Annotated in this window: 13 protein-coding genes and 7 tRNA genes; 3 read left to right on the forward strand and 17 right to left on the reverse strand. The window is 52.8% G+C overall.

All coding sequences use genetic code 11. The annotated features are described in order from the left end of the window. Positions 1 to 69 precede the first annotated feature (69 nt). The 6 genes from ACQE3Z_RS12760 to miaB all read right to left on the reverse strand — a co-directional run bounded on the left by ACQE3Z_RS12760 (position 70) and on the right by miaB (position 7,039). A complete protein-coding gene (locus ACQE3Z_RS12760) occupies positions 70 to 966 on the reverse strand; it encodes a glutamate/aspartate ABC transporter substrate-binding protein (RefSeq protein ID WP_085067622.1) in 897 nt (298 codons plus the stop codon). 384 nt (positions 967 to 1,350) lie between these two features. Beyond that, complete coding sequence (gene lnt / locus ACQE3Z_RS12765) at positions 1,351 to 2,883, reverse strand: apolipoprotein N-acyltransferase (RefSeq protein WP_426974366.1); 1,533 nt, start codon at positions 2,881 to 2,883, stop codon at positions 1,351 to 1,353. Between the two features lie 44 nt (positions 2,884 to 2,927). Then, the gene (corC, locus tag ACQE3Z_RS12770) at positions 2,928 to 3,806 is read right to left on the reverse strand and encodes a CNNM family magnesium/cobalt transport protein CorC (RefSeq protein ID WP_085067620.1); all 879 of its coding nucleotides are present in this window, start codon (positions 3,804 to 3,806) and stop codon (positions 2,928 to 2,930) included. A 77-nt stretch (positions 3,807 to 3,883) separates the two neighbouring features. Then, a complete protein-coding gene (gene ybeY, locus ACQE3Z_RS12775; protein WP_426974093.1) occupies positions 3,884 to 4,357 on the reverse strand; it encodes an rRNA maturation RNase YbeY in 474 nt (157 codons plus the stop codon). Then, on the reverse strand, positions 4,354 to 5,406 hold the full coding sequence (locus ACQE3Z_RS12780; protein ID WP_426974094.1) for a PhoH family protein: 1,053 nt from the start codon (positions 5,404 to 5,406) through the stop codon (positions 4,354 to 4,356). Before ACQE3Z_RS12780 ends, ybeY begins: the two co-directional genes overlap by 4 nt. Positions 5,407 to 5,614: 208 nt before the next feature. Next, the gene (gene miaB, locus ACQE3Z_RS12785; RefSeq protein ID WP_426974095.1) at positions 5,615 to 7,039 is read right to left on the reverse strand and encodes a tRNA (N6-isopentenyl adenosine(37)-C2)-methylthiotransferase MiaB; all 1,425 of its coding nucleotides are present in this window, start codon (positions 7,037 to 7,039) and stop codon (positions 5,615 to 5,617) included. Positions 7,040 to 7,214: 175 nt separating this feature from the next. Here miaB and ubiF point away from each other — a divergent pair, with 175 nt between their 5' ends. After that, positions 7,215 to 8,387: a 3-demethoxyubiquinol 3-hydroxylase gene (ubiF, locus tag ACQE3Z_RS12790; RefSeq protein WP_426974096.1), complete on the forward strand. Its 1,173-nt coding sequence runs from the start codon at positions 7,215 to 7,217 to the stop codon at positions 8,385 to 8,387. Between the two features lie 86 nt (positions 8,388 to 8,473). Here ubiF and ACQE3Z_RS12795 read toward each other — a convergent pair. The 11 genes from ACQE3Z_RS12795 to nagB all read right to left on the reverse strand — a co-directional run bounded on the left by ACQE3Z_RS12795 (position 8,474) and on the right by nagB (position 14,551). Further along, positions 8,474 to 8,548: transfer RNA gene (locus ACQE3Z_RS12795), tRNA-Gln, on the reverse strand. Between the two features lie 26 nt (positions 8,549 to 8,574). Next, a tRNA-Gln gene (locus ACQE3Z_RS12800) sits at positions 8,575 to 8,649 on the reverse strand. 6 nt (positions 8,650 to 8,655) lie between these two features. After that, positions 8,656 to 8,732: transfer RNA gene (locus ACQE3Z_RS12805), tRNA-Met, on the reverse strand. A gap of 21 nt (positions 8,733 to 8,753) precedes the next feature. Next, positions 8,754 to 8,828: transfer RNA gene (locus ACQE3Z_RS12810), tRNA-Gln, on the reverse strand. A gap of 35 nt (positions 8,829 to 8,863) precedes the next feature. Next, positions 8,864 to 8,938, reverse strand: a tRNA-Gln gene (locus tag ACQE3Z_RS12815). Between the two features lie 22 nt (positions 8,939 to 8,960). Beyond that, positions 8,961 to 9,045, reverse strand: a tRNA-Leu gene (locus tag ACQE3Z_RS12820). 7 nt (positions 9,046 to 9,052) lie between these two features. Further along, positions 9,053 to 9,129: transfer RNA gene (locus ACQE3Z_RS12825), tRNA-Met, on the reverse strand. A gap of 219 nt (positions 9,130 to 9,348) precedes the next feature. Further along, positions 9,349 to 11,016, reverse strand: a complete 1,668-nt coding sequence (gene asnB, locus ACQE3Z_RS12830) for an asparagine synthase B (protein ID WP_085067615.1) — start codon at positions 11,014 to 11,016, stop codon at positions 9,349 to 9,351. Between the two features lie 291 nt (positions 11,017 to 11,307). After that, positions 11,308 to 12,528: a DNA-binding transcriptional regulator NagC gene (gene nagC / locus ACQE3Z_RS12835; protein ID WP_085067614.1), complete on the reverse strand. Its 1,221-nt coding sequence runs from the start codon at positions 12,526 to 12,528 to the stop codon at positions 11,308 to 11,310. Between the two features lie 6 nt (positions 12,529 to 12,534). Then, complete coding sequence (gene nagA / locus ACQE3Z_RS12840; protein ID WP_250652110.1) at positions 12,535 to 13,683, reverse strand: N-acetylglucosamine-6-phosphate deacetylase; 1,149 nt, start codon at positions 13,681 to 13,683, stop codon at positions 12,535 to 12,537. Positions 13,684 to 13,750: 67 nt separating this feature from the next. After that, on the reverse strand, positions 13,751 to 14,551 hold the full coding sequence (gene nagB / locus ACQE3Z_RS12845) for a glucosamine-6-phosphate deaminase (protein ID WP_085067612.1): 801 nt from the start codon (positions 14,549 to 14,551) through the stop codon (positions 13,751 to 13,753). Positions 14,552 to 14,893: 342 nt separating this feature from the next. Between nagB and nagE the strand changes: the two genes are divergently transcribed. Further along, the gene (nagE, locus tag ACQE3Z_RS12850) at positions 14,894 to 16,921 is read left to right on the forward strand and encodes an N-acetylglucosamine-specific PTS transporter subunit IIBC (RefSeq protein ID WP_426974367.1); all 2,028 of its coding nucleotides are present in this window, start codon (positions 14,894 to 14,896) and stop codon (positions 16,919 to 16,921) included. A 155-nt stretch (positions 16,922 to 17,076) separates the two neighbouring features. Further along, positions 17,077 to 18,744 (forward strand): glutamine--tRNA ligase, encoded by a 1,668-nt coding sequence (glnS, locus tag ACQE3Z_RS12855; protein WP_250652112.1) that lies wholly within the window; start codon positions 17,077 to 17,079, stop codon positions 18,742 to 18,744. The last annotated feature ends 118 nt before the right edge of the window (positions 18,745 to 18,862 follow it).

The raw sequence follows: 18,862 nt of genomic DNA on the forward strand, positions 1-18,862 counted from the left end.
CTCACGCTGTCTGTCCGAGCCTGTTTTCAGCAATCGAGTGGGCGACGCATCGCCCTGTTTTCATTGTAATTAATTCAACGCTTTGTCATTTGGCGTTTTAAACAGCGTTTTCATGTCTTCAGAAAGCGCAAAGTTCATATTGAGGTTTTTCGGTGGGATAGGCTGTTTAAACCAGGTATCAAACCACTTTTCTGCCTGACCGGAGGTTTGCGCCTTCGCAATGGTTTCATCGACCAGCGCTTTAAACGCCGGATCGTCTTTGCGCAGCATACAGCCGTAAGCCTCTTTCGACTGCGGCGTGCCGACAATTTCCCAGTTATCCGGCTTTTTGGCTTTGGCGCGTTCACCCGCCAGCAGGGCGTCATCCATCATAAAGGCCACGGCGCGGCCGGTTTCCAGCGTGCGGAAGGAGTCACCGTGATCTTTGGCGCTGATAATGCGCATCTCCAGTTTTTTCTCATCGTTCAGCTTATGCAGCAACACCTCTGAAGTGGTGCCCGATGTCACAACCACGGTTTTGCCTTTCAGATCGGTGAAGTCTTTAATCGGGCTGCCTTTTTTAACCAGCAGGCGCGTACCGATAATAAAGACCGTATTGGAGAAGGCGGCCTGTTTCTGGCGCTCCAGGTTATTAGTGGTGGAGCCGCACTCGAAATCGTAGGTGCCGTTTTGCAGCAGAGGGATGCGGTTTTGCGACGTCACCGGCAACATTTTGACCTGCAGATCGGGTTTATTCAGTTTGGTCTTAATGGCATCGACGATGGCGTTAGAATAAGCCTGAGAGTAACCCACCACTTTCTGTTGGTTATCGTAATATGAAAAGGGAACGGAAGACTCACGATGCCCGACAACAATCACGCCGTTATCATTAATTTTTTTCAGCGTGCCGGTGAGTTCTTCGGCCTGGGCTGCGCCTGCTGCTGCACTGAGCAACAGCAGAGACAGTGCAACTTTGCGCATCTGCATGTTCCAACTCCTTCATGTTTTTGGCACCTAATTCAGGGACCGAGATAGGTTATTAATGCCTGCCGCTTTTCTTTTGGTTCCAGAACGGGTTCTGAATAATTCTTAACATAGCGGAATGTTAACGTAATGAAACAGAAAAGTTTGTTTTTTGCGAAGTCCGCCGCACCAAATCAATGCATTTCTGCTGCTCTGCGCCAAAGGGGAGCGCTGGCTGACCCTGCATGGTGCAAAAGCTGACGGCCCGTTGGCGTGAGCGCAGAAAGCACGGTTTCGCTATCAAACTAATGCAAAGCCTGTGCCAGTGAAGGTATGAAAAAAAGATGTCGGTTTGATGAAACAAGAGCAGAGGGGAAAACAGGCGAAGCATGGGCTTCGCCTGGAAAGTTAGCGGCGAGAGCGGCGCGCCGTAAAAATTGCAGCCAGAGTAAACAACAGCGTTATCAACCAGACGGTAAGATTGCCGGTGCGTGCGTAAGGCGTCAGACCGGTTGTCGGCGTGACCTTCGCTCCCAGTACCTGACGAGTAAACTGCGGAATAATGTGCTGCACTTCGCCATCGGCGCCAACAACGGCGGTTACACCGTTATTGGTGCTGCGTAATAGCGGACGGCCAAGCTCCAGCGCGCGCATGCGCGCCATCTGGAAGTGTTGCCACGGGCCGATAGAGTGACCAAACCAGGCATCATTCGAGACCGTTAGCAGAAAATCGGTTTGCGCAGTGAAGTTATCCCTGACCTGCTGGCCCAGCACAATTTCATAGCAGATAGCCGTGGTCAGATTATAGCCCGCCGCCTGTAGCTGAGGCTGTAGATAGTTGCCACGGCTGAAAGAGGACATTGGCAAATCAAAGAAGGGAGCCAGCGGACGCAGTAACGACTCCAGCGGCACAAATTCACCAAAAGGCACCAGATGATTTTTCTGGTAGCGATTGCCGCCGTAATAGTTGTAGGGCTCTTTTCCGCCCAGCACGATCACCGAGTTATAGTCGTGATAGCGGTTGCCTTCCAGGCGTGAATCCACGATGCCGGTAATCAGCGTACTGCCACCCGCCTGCAGGGCATCATCAAGCTGGTGTAAAAATGGCTGCTGGTTTACTTCCAGATCGGAAACGGCGGATTCCGGCCAGATGATAATCGGCGCTTTGCCCATATAGTGACGCACGCTGTCGCTGTAAATGCGCAGCGTATTACGCAGCTGTTCCGGATCCCATTTCAGCGACTGCGCAATGTTTCCCTGCACCAGCGCAACGTTTACCGCTCGCGCTGGCTGCGCCTGATACCAGCTAATATAACGCAACGGCCAGGGCAGCAGCAGCAGCGCCAGCGCCGCCAGCGCTGGCCACAGACGTCGCTGCATTAATGCGTAAACTGCCAGCCCGGCGATAATCATTAGCAGGAAGGTGACGCCTTCCACGCCCGCCAGCGGAGCCAGCCCTTTTAGCGGACCGTCAATCTGACTGTAGCCGAACTGCAGCCACGGAAAACCGGTCAGGATCCAGCCGCGCAAGAACTCGCTGACCTGCCAGGCAACCGGCGCCAGTAATACCAGCCTTAACAGGCTCGCTTGTGGACTAAGACGATTCACCACTGCGGCAAATAGTAGCGGATAGAGCGCCAGATAAGCAGCCAGCAGAATAACCAACAGAACATTGACCGGGCCAGGCATGCCGCCAAAAGTGGCGATGCTGACGTATACCCAGTTTATGCCGCTGCCGAACAGGCCAAAGCCCCAGGCGAAGCCGATAGCGGCAGCCTGTGGCGTGGTGCGTTGTAAGGTCAGCGCCTGTAAGCCGATCAGCGAAAGCAGCGCGGCAGGCCAGAAATCATACGGGGAAAAAGCCAGGGTGCCGACGGCGCCGGCACCTAAAGCCAGCAGCAGGCGAACCTGCTGACGGGCGTAAACAGAGGCAATAGCCATAAATGTGTTATTCATCCAGAATCAGGCAATAGCCCTACAAAGCGTTATTCATCCAGCACAGGCAGTGGAGCATTTTCCGGTATCCTTACATGCACCTGAATGATACGACGGCTGTCCGCCATCGCGACTTTAAACTGATAGCCTTCAATGTCGATGCTTTCACCACGCGCCGGCAGATGACCAAACGCCTGCATCACCAGACCACCAATAGTATCGACCTCTTCATCGCTGAACTGCGTGGCAAAGGCTTCATTGAAGTCTTCAATCGGCGTCAGCGCACGAATGGTATAGGCGTGACGACTAAGCTGACGAATATCACGATCTTCTTCATCATCATATTCATCTTCAATTTCACCCACTATCAGCTCAAGAATATCTTCAATGGTCACCAGGCCGGAAACACCGCCAAACTCATCGATCACGATCGCCATATGGTAGCGCTGAGAACGAAACTCTTTCAGCATGCGGTCCACGCGCTTACTTTCCGGCACGACAACGGCTGGACGCAGCACCTTTTCCATGCTGAACGGCTCTGATCCACTGCTCATAAACGGCAGTAAATCTTTTGCCATCAGGATCCCTTCGACATGATCTTTATCTTCGCTAATCACCGGGAAGCGGGAATGGGCAGACTCAACAATGACCTGCAGACACTCTTCCAGGCTTTGATTGCGCTTCAGCGTAATCATTTGCGAGCGGGGGATCATGATATCGCGGACGCGCTGCTCAGCGATATCCATGACGCCTTCCAGCATGTCACGCGTATCCTGATCGATCAGTTCGTTCTGTTCGGAATCACGAATGAGTTCCAACAGTTCTTCACGGTTTTTAGGCTCACCATGAAAAAGCTGGTTGAGAATGAGGGAAAAAAAGCCCTTTTTACTACTGGGACTGTCGCTGTTTTGTGAATGGTCGTCGCTCATGGCGTTCTGGTATGGGTCTCTCTTTATGAGGATCGGCCTGCCAGCCTTTGCCGGCAGGATTTAACAACAGGCAGCCTTTACGGCGCCTCTTTCTCCGAAATGTACGGATCGGGATAACCAAGAGCAAGCATTATCTCGGTCTCCAGCGATTCCATCTCTTCGGCTTCATCATCTTCGATATGATCGTAACCCAGCAAGTGCAGGGTGCCATGAATAACCATGTGCGCCCAGTGCGCCTCCAGCGCTTTCTCTTGCTCGGCGGCTTCCTGCTCGACAACCTGACGGCAAATCACCAGATCGCCCAGCAGCGGTAACTCTATGCCGGGTGGCGCTTCAAAAGGAAAAGAGAGCACGTTAGTCGGCTTATCCTTTCCGCGCCAGGTCAGGTTAAGATCGTGGCTTTCCGCTTCGTCCACTACGCGAATAGTGACTTCGCTTTCGGGCTGAAACTGCAGCAGCACCGCTTCCAGCCAGCGACGGAAATCCGTTTCGGTCGGCAGGCCGCTGGCCTGTTCGCAAGCCAACTGTAAATCGAGAATAACCTGACTCATTTCTGTTCCTGTGCAGCTGCCTGCGCTTCGCGCTTACGTTCTTCGGCCAGTTTATCACGACGCTTCTGATCGGCCTCTTCCCAGGCCTCATAGGCCGTTACGATACGGGCAACAACCGGATGACGCACCACGTCTTCGCTGTGGAAGAAGTTAAAGCTGATCTCTTCGACGTTTGACAGCACCTCGATCGCATGGCGCAGACCTGATTTGGCGTTGCGCGGCAGGTCGATCTGGGTAATGTCGCCGGTAATAACCGCTTTGGAGTTAAAACCGATACGGGTCAGAAACATCTTCATCTGCTCAATGGTGGTGTTCTGACTTTCGTCGAGAATGATAAACGCATCATTCAGGGTACGGCCACGCATATAAGCCAGCGGGGCAACCTCAATCACGTTACGCTCTATCAGCTTTTCTACGCGCTCAAAGCCCAGCATTTCGAACAGCGCGTCATAAAGCGGGCGCAGATAGGGATCGACCTTCTGGCTTAAATCACCGGGCAGAAAGCCCAGCTTTTCACCCGCTTCGACGGCCGGACGCGTCAGCAGAATACGGCGTATTTCCTGGCGCTCCAGGGCATCAACCGCAGCAGCCACCGCCAGATAGGTTTTACCCGTACCCGCAGGGCCTACACCGAAGGTGATGTCATGGTCGAGGATGTTAGCAATATACTGCGCCTGATTCGGCGTACGTGGCTTAATAACGCCGCGTTTGGTTTTGATATTTACCGCTTTGCCATATTCAGGCACGCTTTCCGCCGTCTGCTCCAGCACGCGGCTCTCTTTAATCGCCAGATGGATCTGTTCCGGCTCGATGTCCGGGATAACGCCGCGTACCGGCGCGGTATCCACATACAGAGTACGCAGGATATCCACAGCGGCATTCACGCAGAGCGCGCGTCCAACCAGCTTAAAGCTGTGATCGCGATGGCTGATCTCAATGCCCAGCCGACGCTCCAGCTGCTTCACGTTATCGTCAAACGGACCACACAGGCTCTGCAACCGGTTGTTATCAGCAGGTTCTAATTCTATTTCGCGTGTTTCGATATTCAAACTAATCCTTTGGGTCGCTCAGGGCCAGGTTGATAATTAACAGGGACTTGCCGCCTGAGATACAGGCGAACCATAGCAGAAGTATTTATGGCATGACCAAAAGGCGCAAGCTGTAAAGCCGATATTTGGGCGTTGCTTTCAGAAAGCAAGTGCAATGAGGTGAAATTGTGCGGTGGGCAAGCGCTGCCCACCGTTGAATGACATCATATCAGGGTTGGAAAATGGCCACGCCAATTTCATTTTCTTTACGGGTACGCGCAATGACGGAAGCCGGGCTTTCTGCAACGCGCAGGCCCATCTCTTGCTCGGTACGAACCACCACGCCACGCAGAGAATTAGTATAGACGTCCACGATTTCCACATCGACGAACTTGCCGATCATCTCCGGCGTGCCTTCAAAGTTCACCACGCGGTTGTTTTCCGTACGGCCTGAAAGCTCCATCACATTTTTACGTGACGGCCCTTCAACCAGGATGCGCTGCACGGTGCCCATCATGCGACGGCTCCATGCCATCGCCTGCTGGTTAATGCGATCCTGCAGGATATAGAGACGCTGCTTTTTCTCTTCTTCGCTGACATCGTCCGGCAGATCGGCAGCCGGCGTGCCGGGACGCGCAGAATAGATAAAGCTGAAGCTCATATCGAAGTTAACGTCGGCGATCAGCTTCATGGTTTTTTCAAAGTCTTCCTGTGTTTCGCCAGGGAAGCCGATGATAAAGTCAGAGCTGATTTGAATATTCGGACGCGCTTCCCGCAGCTTGCGGATAATCGCTTTATACTCCAGCGCCGTATGGGCACGCTTCATCAGGGTCAGGATACGGTCAGCACCGCTCTGCACCGGCAGATGCAGGAAGCTCACCAGTTCCGGCGTATCGCGGTAAACCTCGATAATATCGTCGGTAAATTCGATCGGATGGCTGGTGGTAAAGCGAATGCGATCGATACCGTCAATCGCCGCCACCAGACGCAGCAGTTCAGCAAAAGAACAGATGCCGCCGTCGAAAGCAGGGCCGCGATAAGCGTTAACGTTCTGGCCCAGCAGGTTCACTTCACGAACGCCCTGAGCAGCGAGCTGGGCAATTTCCAGCAGAATATCATCGCAGGGACGGCTGACTTCCTCACCGCGCGTATAAGGCACCACGCAGAAAGTACAGTATTTGTTGCAGCCTTCCATAATGGAAACAAACGCCGTCGGACCTTCAGCGCGCGGCTCCGGCAGGCGGTCAAATTTCTCAATTTCCGGGAAGCTGATATCCACCACCGGGCTTTTCGAGCCGCGCACGGTGTTGATCATTTCCGGCAGGCGATGCAGGGTTTGCGGGCCGAAGACAATATCGACATAGCTGGCGCGCTGACGAATATGGTCACCTTCCTGCGAGGCGACGCAGCCACCCACGCCAATAATCAGTTCAGGATTACGCTCTTTCAGCGTCTTCCAGCGGCCCAGCTGATGAAAGACTTTCTCCTGTGCCTTTTCGCGGATAGAGCAGGTATTAAGCAGCAGAATATCAGCTTCTTCCGCCACTTCCGTGAGGGTATAGCCGTGCGTACTCTCCAGCAGGTCGGCCATTTTAGATGAATCGTATTCGTTCATCTGACAGCCCCAGGTTTTGATATGCAGTTTTTTACTCATCTAACTTGCCATTTATCAGTGCAGGAAGGATTGCAGGGCGCGTATTGTAATGCTTTGCTGCTGTTGTGACCAGTGTATCGGCTTTTCTGTTTTTCGCAGGATTTCCGGTACACTTTAACTTAACGGGCTCGCGGACCTGTCGCCGCGAGACGGCAGGGCACAAAAGGATAAATTTATGCATCAAACGCAATTCGATGTCGTCGTGGTTGGCGGAGGTATGGTTGGCGCGGCGCTGGCAAGTGGGCTGGCGCAGCAGGGCTTTCAGGTTGCCGTACTGGAGCGAGACGTTCCGGCGGCTTTCGATCCTGACGCGCCGCCAGATATTCGCATTTCCGCCATCGGCTGCGCCTCGGTGGATTTACTCAAACAGCTGGAAGTCTGGCCGGCCGTACAGCAAATGCGCTGTGCGCCCTATCGTAAGCTGGAAACCTGGGAATGGCAGACGGCGCGCGTACAGTTTGATGCCGCAAGTCTTGGTCTGCCAGAGTTGGGTTACATGGTGGAGAATTCGGTATTGCAGCTGGCGCTGTGGCAGCGTCTGCAACAGCAGCCGGTTAGCCTGTTCGCGCCAGCGAAATTGAGTGCCTTGCAGCAGCATAACGGCGGCTGGCAGCTGGTGCTGGAAGATGGCCAGACGCTTACGGCCCGGCTGGTGATCGGTGCCGATGGGGCGAACTCTCAGGTGCGCCAGCTTACCGGTATTGGCATTCAGGGCTGGAACTATAGCCAGTCCTGTATGCTGATAAGCGTGGAGTTGGATCATGCGGCAGGCGATACCACCTGGCAACATTTCACGCCAGAGGGGCCTCATGCGTTGCTGCCGCTGTTTGATCGCTGGGCGTCGCTGGTCTGGTATGACAGCCCGGCCCGCATTCGCCAGCTGCAGACGCTGTCGCCAGAACAGTTGCAAAAAGAGGTAGAACGCTGTTTCCCGTCGCGTCTGGGGCGTTTTCACGTGCAGCAGGCTGCCTCCTTCCCGTTAGTGCGTCGTCACGCCAATCGTTATGTGCAGCCGGGGCTGGCGCTGGTAGGTGATGCGGCGCATACCATCAATCCGCTGGCCGGGCAGGGGGTAAATCTGGGCTACCGCGACGTTGATGCGCTGATTGAGGTGTTAACCACGGCTCGCAACCAGGCGGAAGAGTGGTCTTCAGAGCGGGTCTTGCTGCGTTATCAACGTCAGCGCCAGAAAGATAATTTGCTGATGCAGAGCGGTATGGATCTTTTCTATTTTGCCTTCAGCAACCGCCTGCCACCGCTGCGCGTGCTGCGTAATGTGGGATTGATGGCGGCAGAACATGCTGGCGTGCTGAAACGTCAGGCGCTGCGTTACGCGCTGGGATTGTAAACGAGGCGGGCGGAAGGCAGCGCCCGTTGAAATACCAGATACGCAGACGCAAAAAAGCCCGCAGAAGCGGGCTTTTTTACACTGTTTGGCTGGGGTGCAGGGATTCGAACCCCGGAATGCCGGAATCAGAATCCGGTGCCTTACCGCTTGGCGACACCCCAATAAAATGGGATAAACAGTTTTTAATTGGCTGGGGTACGAGGATTCGAACCTCGGAATGCCGGAATCAGAATCCGGTGCCTTACCGCTTGGCGATACCCCAATAAAATGGTGGCTACGACGGGAATCGAACCTGTGACCCCAGCATTATGAGTGCTGTGCTCTAACCAGCTGAGCTACGTAGCCAAATTTTATTGCTTTCTGATGTGGCTGGGATACCTGGATTCGAACCAGGGAATGCCGGTATCAAAAACCGGTGCCTTACCGCTTGGCGATATCCCAAGATCCGATTACGCATCAGTTTCACATCAGAAATATGGCTGGGGTACCTGGATTCGAACCAGGGAATGCCGGTATCAAAAACCGGTGCCTTACCGCTTGGCGATACCCCATCCGCTAAACCGATGACTGAAATGGTGCGGGAGGCGAGACTTGAACTCGCACACCTTGCGGCGCCAGAACCTAAATCTGGTGCGTCTACCAATTTCGCCACTCCCGCAAAAAGATGGTGGCTACGACGGGAATCGAACCTGTGACCCCAGCATTATGAGTGCTGTGCTCTAACCAGCTGAGCTACGTAGCCATCTTTTTTCGCGCTACCTTCATCGGCGTTGCGGGGCGCATTATGCGTATTGCACTCAAGAGCGTCAACAAGTTTTTTGTCGTTTTTTACCATTCGCACACTGTTTGACTGGCTTGTAACCAGCATGATGATAAAAACGGCAATTTTTGATCGTAACACCGCCAGATGCAATAAAAAAACGGGCCGCGCAGGCCCGTTTTATCAGTGATGTGAGATCGCTTATTTATAGGCGGACTGGTGTACGCCAACAGCGCGCCCAGACGGATCGTCCATGCTTTTAAAGGCTTCATCCCACTCAATGGCTTTAGCAGAAGAGCAGGCCACAGACGGACCGCCTGGAATACACTCTGCCGCGCTGGGTAGCGGGAACAGCTCTTCGAAGATCTCGCGGTAGAGATAGGCTTCTTTTGATGTTGGCGTGTTGTACGGGAAGCGATAGCGCGCAGTTTCCAGCTGCTGAGCGCTTACCTGCTGTGCGGCGACTTCTTTCAACGTATCAATCCAGCTGTAGCCTACGCCGTCAGAGAACTGCTCTTTCTGACGCCAGGCCACGCTTTCCGGCAGGTAAGAAGAGAAGCATTCACGCAGAATATGTTTTTCCATTTTGCCGTTGCTGCCGCACATTTTATCCTGTGGGTTGATGCGCATCGCCACGTCGAGGAATTTTTTATCGAGGAAGGGCACACGCGCTTCCACACCCCATGCGGACATCGCCTTATTGGCACGCGCACAGTCATACATGTGCAGCGCCAGCAGCTTACGGACGTTTTCCTCATGGAACTCTTTCGCGTTTGGTGCCTTATGGAAGTAGAGATAGCCGCCAAACACTTCATCGGCACCTTCGCCAGAGAGCACCATTTTAATGCCCATCGCTTTAATCTTACGTGACATCAGGTACATCGGCGTAGAGGCGCGGATGGTGGTGACATCATACGTTTCAATGTGATAGATCACATCGCGAATCGCATCCAGACCTTCCTGCACGGTAAAGTGAATCTCATGATGCACCGTACCCAGGTGATCGGCGACGGAACGGGCCGCTTTCAGATCGGGCGAGCCTTCCAGACCAACGGCGAAAGAGTGCAGCTGCGGCCACCAGGCATCGCTCTTATCCTGATCTTCCACGCGTTTGGCCGCAAAGCGTTTGGTGATCGCTGAAATAATGGACGAATCCAGACCGCCTGAAAGCAGCACGCCGTAAGGCACATCAGACATCAGATGACCTTTTACTGACTCTTCCAGCGCATTTTTCAGCGCGGTTGCATCGGTAGAGTTGTTGGCGACGCTGTCATATTCCATCCAGTCACGCTGGTAATAACGACGAATTTCGCCGTCGGTGCTGGAAAGATAGCTTCCCGGCGGGAATTCTTTAATGGTGCGGCATACCGGCACCAGCGCTTTCATCTCTGAAGCTACAAACAGGTTGCCATGCTCATCGTTGCCCATATAGAGCGGGATAATCCCGATATGATCGCGGCCAATCAGCCAACTTTTCTTTTCGCTATCGTAAAGGATGAAGGCGAACATGCCCTGCAGGTCGTCCAGGAAATCAACGCCCTTCTCCTGATAAAGCGCCAGGATCACTTCGCAGTCGGAGCCGGTCTGAAACGCATAGCGATCGCTCAGCTCTGCGCGCAGCGCCTGGTGGTTGTAGATTTCACCGTTAACGGCCAGAACGTGGGTATGGGCTGCGTTGTACAGGGGCTGCGCGCCGTTGTTAACGTCAACAATCGACAAACGTTCATGCGCCAGAATGGCATGATCGTCAGCATAGACACCGGACCAGTCCGGGCCGCGATGACGCATCAGGCGTGAAAGTTCTAACGCTTTTTTACGCAGTTCTGAAGCGTCGCTTTTCAGATCGAGTACACCGAAGATTGAACACATAACCTACTCCTGATCTCACCTAAACGGTGATGTTTTCATTAAGTGATGTTGGATAAGCAACGCCTGTCGTTGCGTGATGTATAAGAAAATGCGCTATCTGGTACATGCAATGCAAGCGATTTCCCTTTTTCTTGATAAAAAGGTTGTTGTCAGGCGTCGGATATTAGATTTTATCTAATAAAAAGCGCTGAAAATTGTGGATTCATCAAAAAAGATGCTCCGATGAGCAAAAAACATCCGTGCGGGCGCAACGCAAAAAAAAAGCCAGCCGTGAAAGGCTGGCGTTAGCGGTTATTCTTCCAGCAGATGCTGGAGCAGGGCACCATTCAGCATGGCGCGTTTGGCCAGCGCGAAAGCGCCAATGGCGGAACGATGATCCAACTCCGAGCGCACGACCGGTAAATTTTTACGAAACGCCTTTAACGTTTGCGCATTGATACAGCTTTCAATAGCCGGGAACAGCACCTTTTCCGCTTCGGTGATCTCGCCAGCCAGCACGATTTTTTGTGGATTAAACAAATTAATCGCAATCGCGATCGCTTTACCTAAATAGCGCCCGGCATGCTCAATCACTTCCGTCGCCAGCCTGTCACCGCGATTGGCTGCTTTGCAGATAGCGTGAATCGTACAATCATCCAGCGTTAACGTACTGGGGTAATCTTGCTGCAACAGACGACGCACGCGATTTTCCAGCGCGCCGTTGGCGGCAATGGTCTCCAGACAGCCAAAGTTGCCGCAGTGGCAGCGCTCGCCCAGCGGATCCACCTGAATATGACCTATCTCCCCTACGTTGCCGTTGCTGCCAAGGAAAATATGACCGTTAGTGATGATGCCCGCCCCGGTGCCGCGATGTAAGCGCACCAAAATAGAATCTGCGCAGTCGCGACTTGCACCGAAATAGTGTTCCGCCAGCGCCAGGCTGCGAATGTCATGACCAACAAAGCTGGTAACGTGAAAACGCTGTTTAAGATTGGCGACCAGCGGCCAGTTATTGACCGTGATATGTGGCATATAACGGATGATGCCACTATGGGGATCCACCAGGCCCGGCAAAATAACAGAGATGGCAATCAGCTCACGCAGCTTACGCTGATGAGCGGCAATAAAGTGATCGATGGCATTGAAAAGCGCATGCTCCAGCGTCTCCTGGGTGCGCTCAGGCAGCGGGTAATGCTCCTCCGCCAGCGACTTACCGCTCAGGTCGTAGAGCGTGAGCGTGGCGTCGTTACGCCCAAGGCGCACGCCGATGGTATGAAAGCCTCGCGTTTCGGTAACGATCGAAATAGCGCGACGACCGCCGGTAGAGGCCTGCTGATCGACCTCTTTTATCAGACCGCGCTCAATAAGCTGGCGGGTAATTTTTGTGACGCTGGCTGGCGCAAGCTGGCTATGCTCCGCAATCTGAATACGGGAAATCGGACCCATCTGATCGATAAGACGGTAAACCGCTGCGCTGTTTAACTGCTTTACGAGATCGACATTTCCTATTTGTGCCTGGCCGCCAGTGGTCATCAATGATTACTCGCTAAAGACTTCGTTACCGTTAACGATAGTCTTGATAATGTGATAATCGCGTGTGAAAACAGCCAGGTTTGCTACTTTTCCAGCTTCAATAGAGCCTAACTGTTTATCCACGCCCATTGCACGGGCTGGATAAAGCGTTGCCATACGCAAGGTTTCATCCAGTGAAATGCCGACATGTTCAACGCAGTTCTCTACTGCTTCGATCATCGTTAGCGCCGATCCGCTCAGTGTCCCGTTTTCGTCAACACACAGCCCGTTTCGATAGTATATTGTTTTACCGGCAAAAATGAACCGGTCAATGGCTGCACCGGCCGGCGCGGTGGCATCAGTAACCAGTACCAGCTTATCGCCTTTGATGCGTTTTGCGTTGCGCACGTTAGCGTAGTGAACATGCAGGCCGTCGGCAATAATGCCGCAGTAAACTTCTGGCGTATCCAGCAGTGCGCCAATCAAACCAGGTTCGCGACCGGTTGTTACCGGCATGGCGTTATATAAATGGGTGGCAAAGCTGATACCGGCGGCAAAACCGCTACGCGCTTCATCATAGGTAGCATGAGAGTGCCCGGCGGAAACAATAATGCCAGCATCATGTAATTGACGGATCACTTCGGTGCCCGCCATTTCTGGCGCCAGGGTAACTTTGGTAATCACATCGGCGTTATCGCACAGGAATTTCACCAGTGCCGCATCGGGTTTACGGATTAACTCTGCGTGGTGGGTGCCTTTTTTCGCCACGTTCAGCCACGGGCCTTCAAGATGCAGGCCGAGCGCCTGATGGGAATGCAGTTTCAGCCAGCTACGCATCACCTCGACCGCCCGCACCATCAGCTCATCGCTGCTGGTAATCAGGGTAGGAAGAAAGCTGGTGCAGCCTGACTTTTCATTCGCTTTTTGCATAATAGCCAGGGTTTCCAGGCTAATCGCATCAATATCATCATTAAACTGGACGCCGCCGCAGCCATTTAGCTGAACGTCAATAAAGCCGGGAGCAATAATTGCACCGCCCACATCACGCTGTTCGCATTCCGCTGGCAGCTCATTGTGAGGGCAGACACGTTCAATCAGGTCGTTATTAATAATAACAGCGTGATTATCCAGGATCTCATGGCCGGTAAACACGCGACCATTTACTAAAGCGTACATAATATTCTCCCGACTCAAGGCGGCATCTGTCCGGCAGGTTAACCGGACAGGGGGTTAAATCCAGTGATTATAAATTCTGCATATTTTCCGCTTCCATTTCGCGGAAATACTTGACCGTTTTTACCTTCAGCTCCATGGTGGAAGGCTCATCGCAAACCACTACTGCTTTGGGATGAAGCTGCAGACAGCTGATCGTCCACATATGATTAACGTTGCCTTCGACTGCTGCCTGTAGCGCCTGCGCCTTCACATGGCCGGTCACCAGAATCATCACTTCTTCAGCATCCAGCAGCGTGCCAACGCCCACCGTTAAGGCATACTTAGGTACCTGATTCACATCGCCATCGAAAAAGCGTGAGTTAGCGACGCGGGTATCATGCGTCAGCGTTTTGATGCGAGTACGGGATGCCAGCGAAGACGCAGGTTCGTTAAAGGCGATATGACCGTCATTGCCTACGCCGCCCATAAACAGGTGGATTTTTCCATAAGCACGAATTTTTTCTTCATACTGGCGACATTCTGCGTCAATATCCGCCGCATTTCCATTAAGAAGATTGATGTTTTCTCGCGGAATATCAACGTGATCGAAAAAATTACGATACATAAAGCTGTGGTAGCTTTCAGGATGTTCTTTCGGCAGGCCGACATATTCATCCATATTGAAGGTGACGACGTTCTGAAAGCTAACCTGGCCCGCTTTGTGCATTTCAATTAAATGTTTATAGGCTTCCAGCGGCGTACCACCGGTGGGCAGACCAAGTACAAAAGGGCGTTCGCGCGTGGGTTTAAAGGCGTTAATACGGTTTACGATATGACGAGCGGCCCATTTACCTACCTGGGAAGCATTTGCCAGGGGAATTAGTCTCATAGTTGACCTCGTTTAAGGAGTATTATTCAAACCGGTTAATGGACGGTAAAGCCACCTAATCTAAGCGTATTTTGATGTGTTAACACTTACCGTAAAGGAGATCGCCGTCCGGATATTTTTAATCATAAAATAAGTAGGGGGAGATAACCAGCGCTATGCAACCTTCAATCAAGTTTATGGTGACAACTGTCACATACGGAGCGGTTTTAATTTGCGAAGCGAATTAAATTCTTTTTACACTGCATAGCATGCTGTACTTTCGTTAGGTTATCTGAGGGATGTGATAATAAAAGTAACAGCTTCAGACGCCTTTTTTGATTCTCACAGGGGGAAAGAGTGAATATTCTTAGTTATTTGCAAAAGGTGGGCCGGGCGCTGATGGTGCCTGTTGCTACGCTACCCGCCGCCGCAATTTTAATGGGCGTCGGTTACTGGCTCGATCCCGATAGTTGGGGAGCGGGTAACGCACTGGCCGCGCTGCTGATTAAATCGGGTGGCGCGATTATCGAACATATGCCTGCGCTGTTTGCCGTGGGTATTGCTTATGGCATGTCGAAAGATAAAGACGGTGCCGCGGCGCTATCGGGCTTTGTAGGCTTTCTGGTCGTGACCACGCTCTGTTCTCCAGCGGCAGTGGCGATGATTCAGAAAATGCCGCTGGAGCAAGTGCCAGCCGCATTCGGCAAAATTGATAACCAGTTTGTCGGTATTCTGGTGGGTATTCTCTCTGCTGAAGTTTATAACCGCTTCAGCCACGTAGAACTGCCGAAAGCGCTCTCCTTCTTTAGCGGACGCAGGCTGGTGCCCATTTTGGTCTCCTTCCTGATGATCCTGATCGCCTTTATTCTGATGTATGTCTGGCCGCTTATTTTCAACGCGCTGGTCACTTTTGGCGAACATATTCAAAAACTGGGTTCTGCTGGCGCCGGCGTTTATGCCTTCTTTAACCGCCTGCTGATTCCGGTCGGTCTGCATCATGCGCTGAACTCTGTTTTCTGGTTTGACGTGGCGGGCATCAACGATATCCCTAATTTCCTCGGCGGCGCGCAGTCCATTGCCAGCGGTAAAGGGATTGTTGGCGTAACGGGGCAATATCAGGCGGGCTTCTTCCCGATCATGATGTTTGGTCTGCCGGGCGCTGCGCTGGCGATTTATCAGTGCGCGCATCCGGAAAATCGCGCCAAAGTAGGCGGCATTATGATCGCCGCAGCGTTTGCGGCTTTCTTTACCGGTATTACCGAGCCGCTGGAATTCTCCTTTATGTTTGTGGCACCGGTGCTTTACTTTATCCACGCGGTCCTGACCGGTATTTCAGTGTTTATCGCTGCGAGCATGCACTGGATTTCCGGTTTCGGCTTCAGCGCCGGGCTGGTGGATATGGCGCTGCAATCGCGCAATCCGCTGGCAACCCAGTGGTATATGCTGATCCCGCAGGGGCTGGTGTTCTTTGTTATCTATTATCTGGTGTTCCGTTTTACCATCAAACGCTTCAACCTGCTGACTCCGGGTCGTGAACTGGCGGTTTCCGGTGATGAGACGGATGGCTACGATGTAAATGTTGAAAATAACCTGCAGGGCGAAACGGAAACCGAATCCCTGGCGCGTCGCTATATTAGCGCGGTAGGTGGTTCAGCTAACCTGACGCATATTGATGCCTGTATTACGCGTCTGCGTCTGAATGTAAAAGACAGCGCAGCGCTGAACGAACAGCTGGCGAAGCGTTTAGGCGCATCCGGCGTGATCCGTCTGAACAAGCAGAGCGTACAAATTATTGTCGGCACCCAGGCGGAATCCATCGCCTCAGCAATGAAAAACGTCCTGGCAAAAGGACCGGTAGCGGCATCCGGTGGCGCAGCGCCACTTATCGCCGCTGAGCCTGCAGTAAAAGCGGCTCCGGCAAGCGCTCAGCAAACTATTGCCACCCTGGTCGCGCCGGTAAGCGGTGAAATTGTGCCGATTGATCAGGTGCCTGATGAAGCTTTCGCCAGCAAAGCCGTGGGTGATGGCGTAGCGATCAAACCTACCGGTAAAACAGTGGTAGCGCCGATTGCCGGAACGGTAGTGAAAATCTTTAACACCAATCATGCATTCTGCCTGGAAACGGCAAATGGCGTGGAAATCGTGGTGCATATGGGGCTGGATACCGTGGCGTTAGCGGGTAAAGGCTTTACGCGACTGGTGGAAGAGGGCGCAACCGTAAGCGCCGGTCAGCCGGTGCTGGAAATGGATCTCGATTTCCTTAATGCCAACGCCCGCTCCATGATCAGCCCGGTGGTGGTGAGCAATATCGACGACTTCACCGGAATGACATCGCTGGCCACCGGAACGGTGATTGCAGGCGAAAGCAAACTGTACGAAATCCAGAAATAACGCGCCTCTGCGTTAAACCTCTTCAGGCAGGAAGCGATTCCTGCCTTTTTTCTGTCTCAGCGCTAACAAACGGTTGTTTCCCTTGCACGCTTTGTGGATCATATCCGTTATTTCATGGTTATAACGACCAGACATTTCGTGTTGAGGATACAGTGATGAGTGAGGCTGAAGCCCGCCCAACTAATTTTATTCGTCAGATCATCGACGAAGATTTGGCGAGCGGCAAGCACAGCAGTGTGCATACCCGTTTTCCACCGGAACCAAATGGCTATTTGCATATTGGTCACGCAAAATCTATCTGCCTGAACTTTGGCATCGCGCAAGATTATCAGGGCGAGTGTAACCTGCGTTTTGACGATACCAACCCGGTAAAAGAAGATATCGAGTATGTCGAGTCAATCAAGCGTGACGTGCAATGGTTGGGTTTCCAGTGGAGTGGTGAAGTTCGTTACTCCTCCAACTATTTTGACCAGCTTTATCACTACGCCATTGAGCTGATCAACAAAGGTCTGGCTTATGTCGATGAATTGTCGCCGGAACAGATCCGCGAATATCGCGGCACGCTGACCTCGCCGGGTAAAAACAGCCCATACCGCGATCGCAGCGTAGAAGAAAACCTGGCGCTATTTGAGAAAATGCGCAACGGTGAATTTGCTGAAGGCACCGCCTGCCTGCGCGCTAAAATCGATATGGCATCCAACTTTATCGTCATGCGCGATCCGGTGCTGTATCGCGTGAAATTTGCCGAGCATCATCAGACCGGCAACAAGTGGTGCATCTATCCGATGTACGATTTCACCCACTGCATTTCCGATGCGCTGGAAGGGATCACCCATTCGCTTTGTACGCTGGAGTTCCAGGATAACCGCCGTCTGTATGACTGGGTGCTGGATAACATCACCATCCCGGTACATCCGCGTCAGTACGAATTCTCTCGCCTGAATCTTGAATACGCCATTATGTCCAAGCGTAAGCTGAACCTGCTGGTCACAGAGAAAGTGGTGGAAGGCTGGGACGATCCGCGCATGCTTACCGTTTCCGGTCTGCGCCGCCGTGGTTATACCGCTGCGTCTATCCGCGAATTCTGCCGCCGCATTGGCGTGACCAAGCAGGATAACATCGTGGAGATGGCGGCGCTGGAATCCTGTATTCGTGACGATCTGAACGAAAATGCGCCGCGCGCAATGGCAGTGCTCGATCCGGTGAAAGTGGTGATTGAGAACCTGCCCGCCGGTCATGAAGAGATCATCAGCATGCCAAATCATCCGAATAAGCCGGAGATGGGCACGCGTTCAGTGCCTTTTAGCCGTGAAGTCTGGATCGATCGCGCTGATTTCCGTGAGGAAGCGAACAAGCAGTATAAACGTCTGGTGCTGGGTAAAGAGGTGCGTCTGCGCAATGCCTACGTTATCCGTGCCGAGCGTATCGCGAAAGATGAAGAGGGTAATATTACCTGCATTTTCTGCACCTGCGATGTTGATACGCTGAGCAAAGATCCGGCGGATGGCCGTAAAGTGAAAGGCGTTATCCACTGGGTATCGGCAGAACATGCGGCACCGGCCGAGTTCCGTCTTTACGATCGTCTGTTTAGCGTGCCGAATCCGGGCGCGGCGGAAGATTTCCTGGCGACCATTAACCCGGAATCGCTGGTGATTAAGCATGGCTTTGTCGAGCCAGGCCTGAAGCAGGCTGAAGCCACCTCGCCTTACCAGTTTGAACGCGAAGGCTATTTCTGTGCCGACAGTGTTTATTCCAGTCCGCAGCATCTGGTATTTAACCGTACCGTTGGCCTGCGTGACACCTGGGCTAAAAGCGGCGAGTAAGACGTTTCAATAATCAAAGGCGGCTTAGTGAGCCGCCTTTTTTTTGCTTGTTGCAACCCTGGCAGCGCATTGAGCCGTTTTTTATGACATGTACTAGTTCATGAGTTCACTATCGGGT

Source organism: Pantoea sp. FN0307 (assembly GCF_050113815.1).
In the GTDB taxonomy this organism is placed as follows: Bacteria; Pseudomonadota; Gammaproteobacteria; order Enterobacterales; family Enterobacteriaceae; genus Mixta; species Mixta alhagi.

Excerpts from the sequence above, each read along its gene's own strand:
- ACQE3Z_RS12760 (WP_085067622.1), bottom strand. The coding sequence starts at position 966 with ATGCAGATGCGCAAAGTTGCACTGTCTCTGCTGTTGCTCAGTGCAGCA.
- lnt (WP_426974366.1), bottom strand. The coding sequence starts at position 2,883 with ATGGCTATTGCCTCTGTTTACGCCCGTCAGCAGGTTCGCCTGCTGCTG.
- corC (WP_085067620.1), bottom strand. The coding sequence starts at position 3,806 with ATGAGCGACGACCATTCACAAAACAGCGACAGTCCCAGTAGTAAAAAG.
- ybeY (WP_426974093.1), bottom strand. The coding sequence starts at position 4,357 with ATGAGTCAGGTTATTCTCGATTTACAGTTGGCTTGCGAACAGGCCAGC.
- miaB (WP_426974095.1), bottom strand. The coding sequence starts at position 7,039 with ATGAGTAAAAAACTGCATATCAAAACCTGGGGCTGTCAGATGAACGAA.
- ubiF (WP_426974096.1), top strand. The coding sequence starts at position 7,215 with ATGCATCAAACGCAATTCGATGTCGTCGTGGTTGGCGGAGGTATGGTT.
- asnB (WP_085067615.1), bottom strand. The coding sequence starts at position 11,016 with ATGTGTTCAATCTTCGGTGTACTCGATCTGAAAAGCGACGCTTCAGAA.
- nagC (WP_085067614.1), bottom strand. The coding sequence starts at position 12,528 with ATGACCACTGGCGGCCAGGCACAAATAGGAAATGTCGATCTCGTAAAG.
- nagA (WP_250652110.1), bottom strand. The coding sequence starts at position 13,683 with ATGTACGCTTTAGTAAATGGTCGCGTGTTTACCGGCCATGAGATCCTG.
- nagB (WP_085067612.1), bottom strand. The coding sequence starts at position 14,551 with ATGAGACTAATTCCCCTGGCAAATGCTTCCCAGGTAGGTAAATGGGCC.
- glnS (WP_250652112.1), top strand. The coding sequence starts at position 17,077 with ATGAGTGAGGCTGAAGCCCGCCCAACTAATTTTATTCGTCAGATCATC.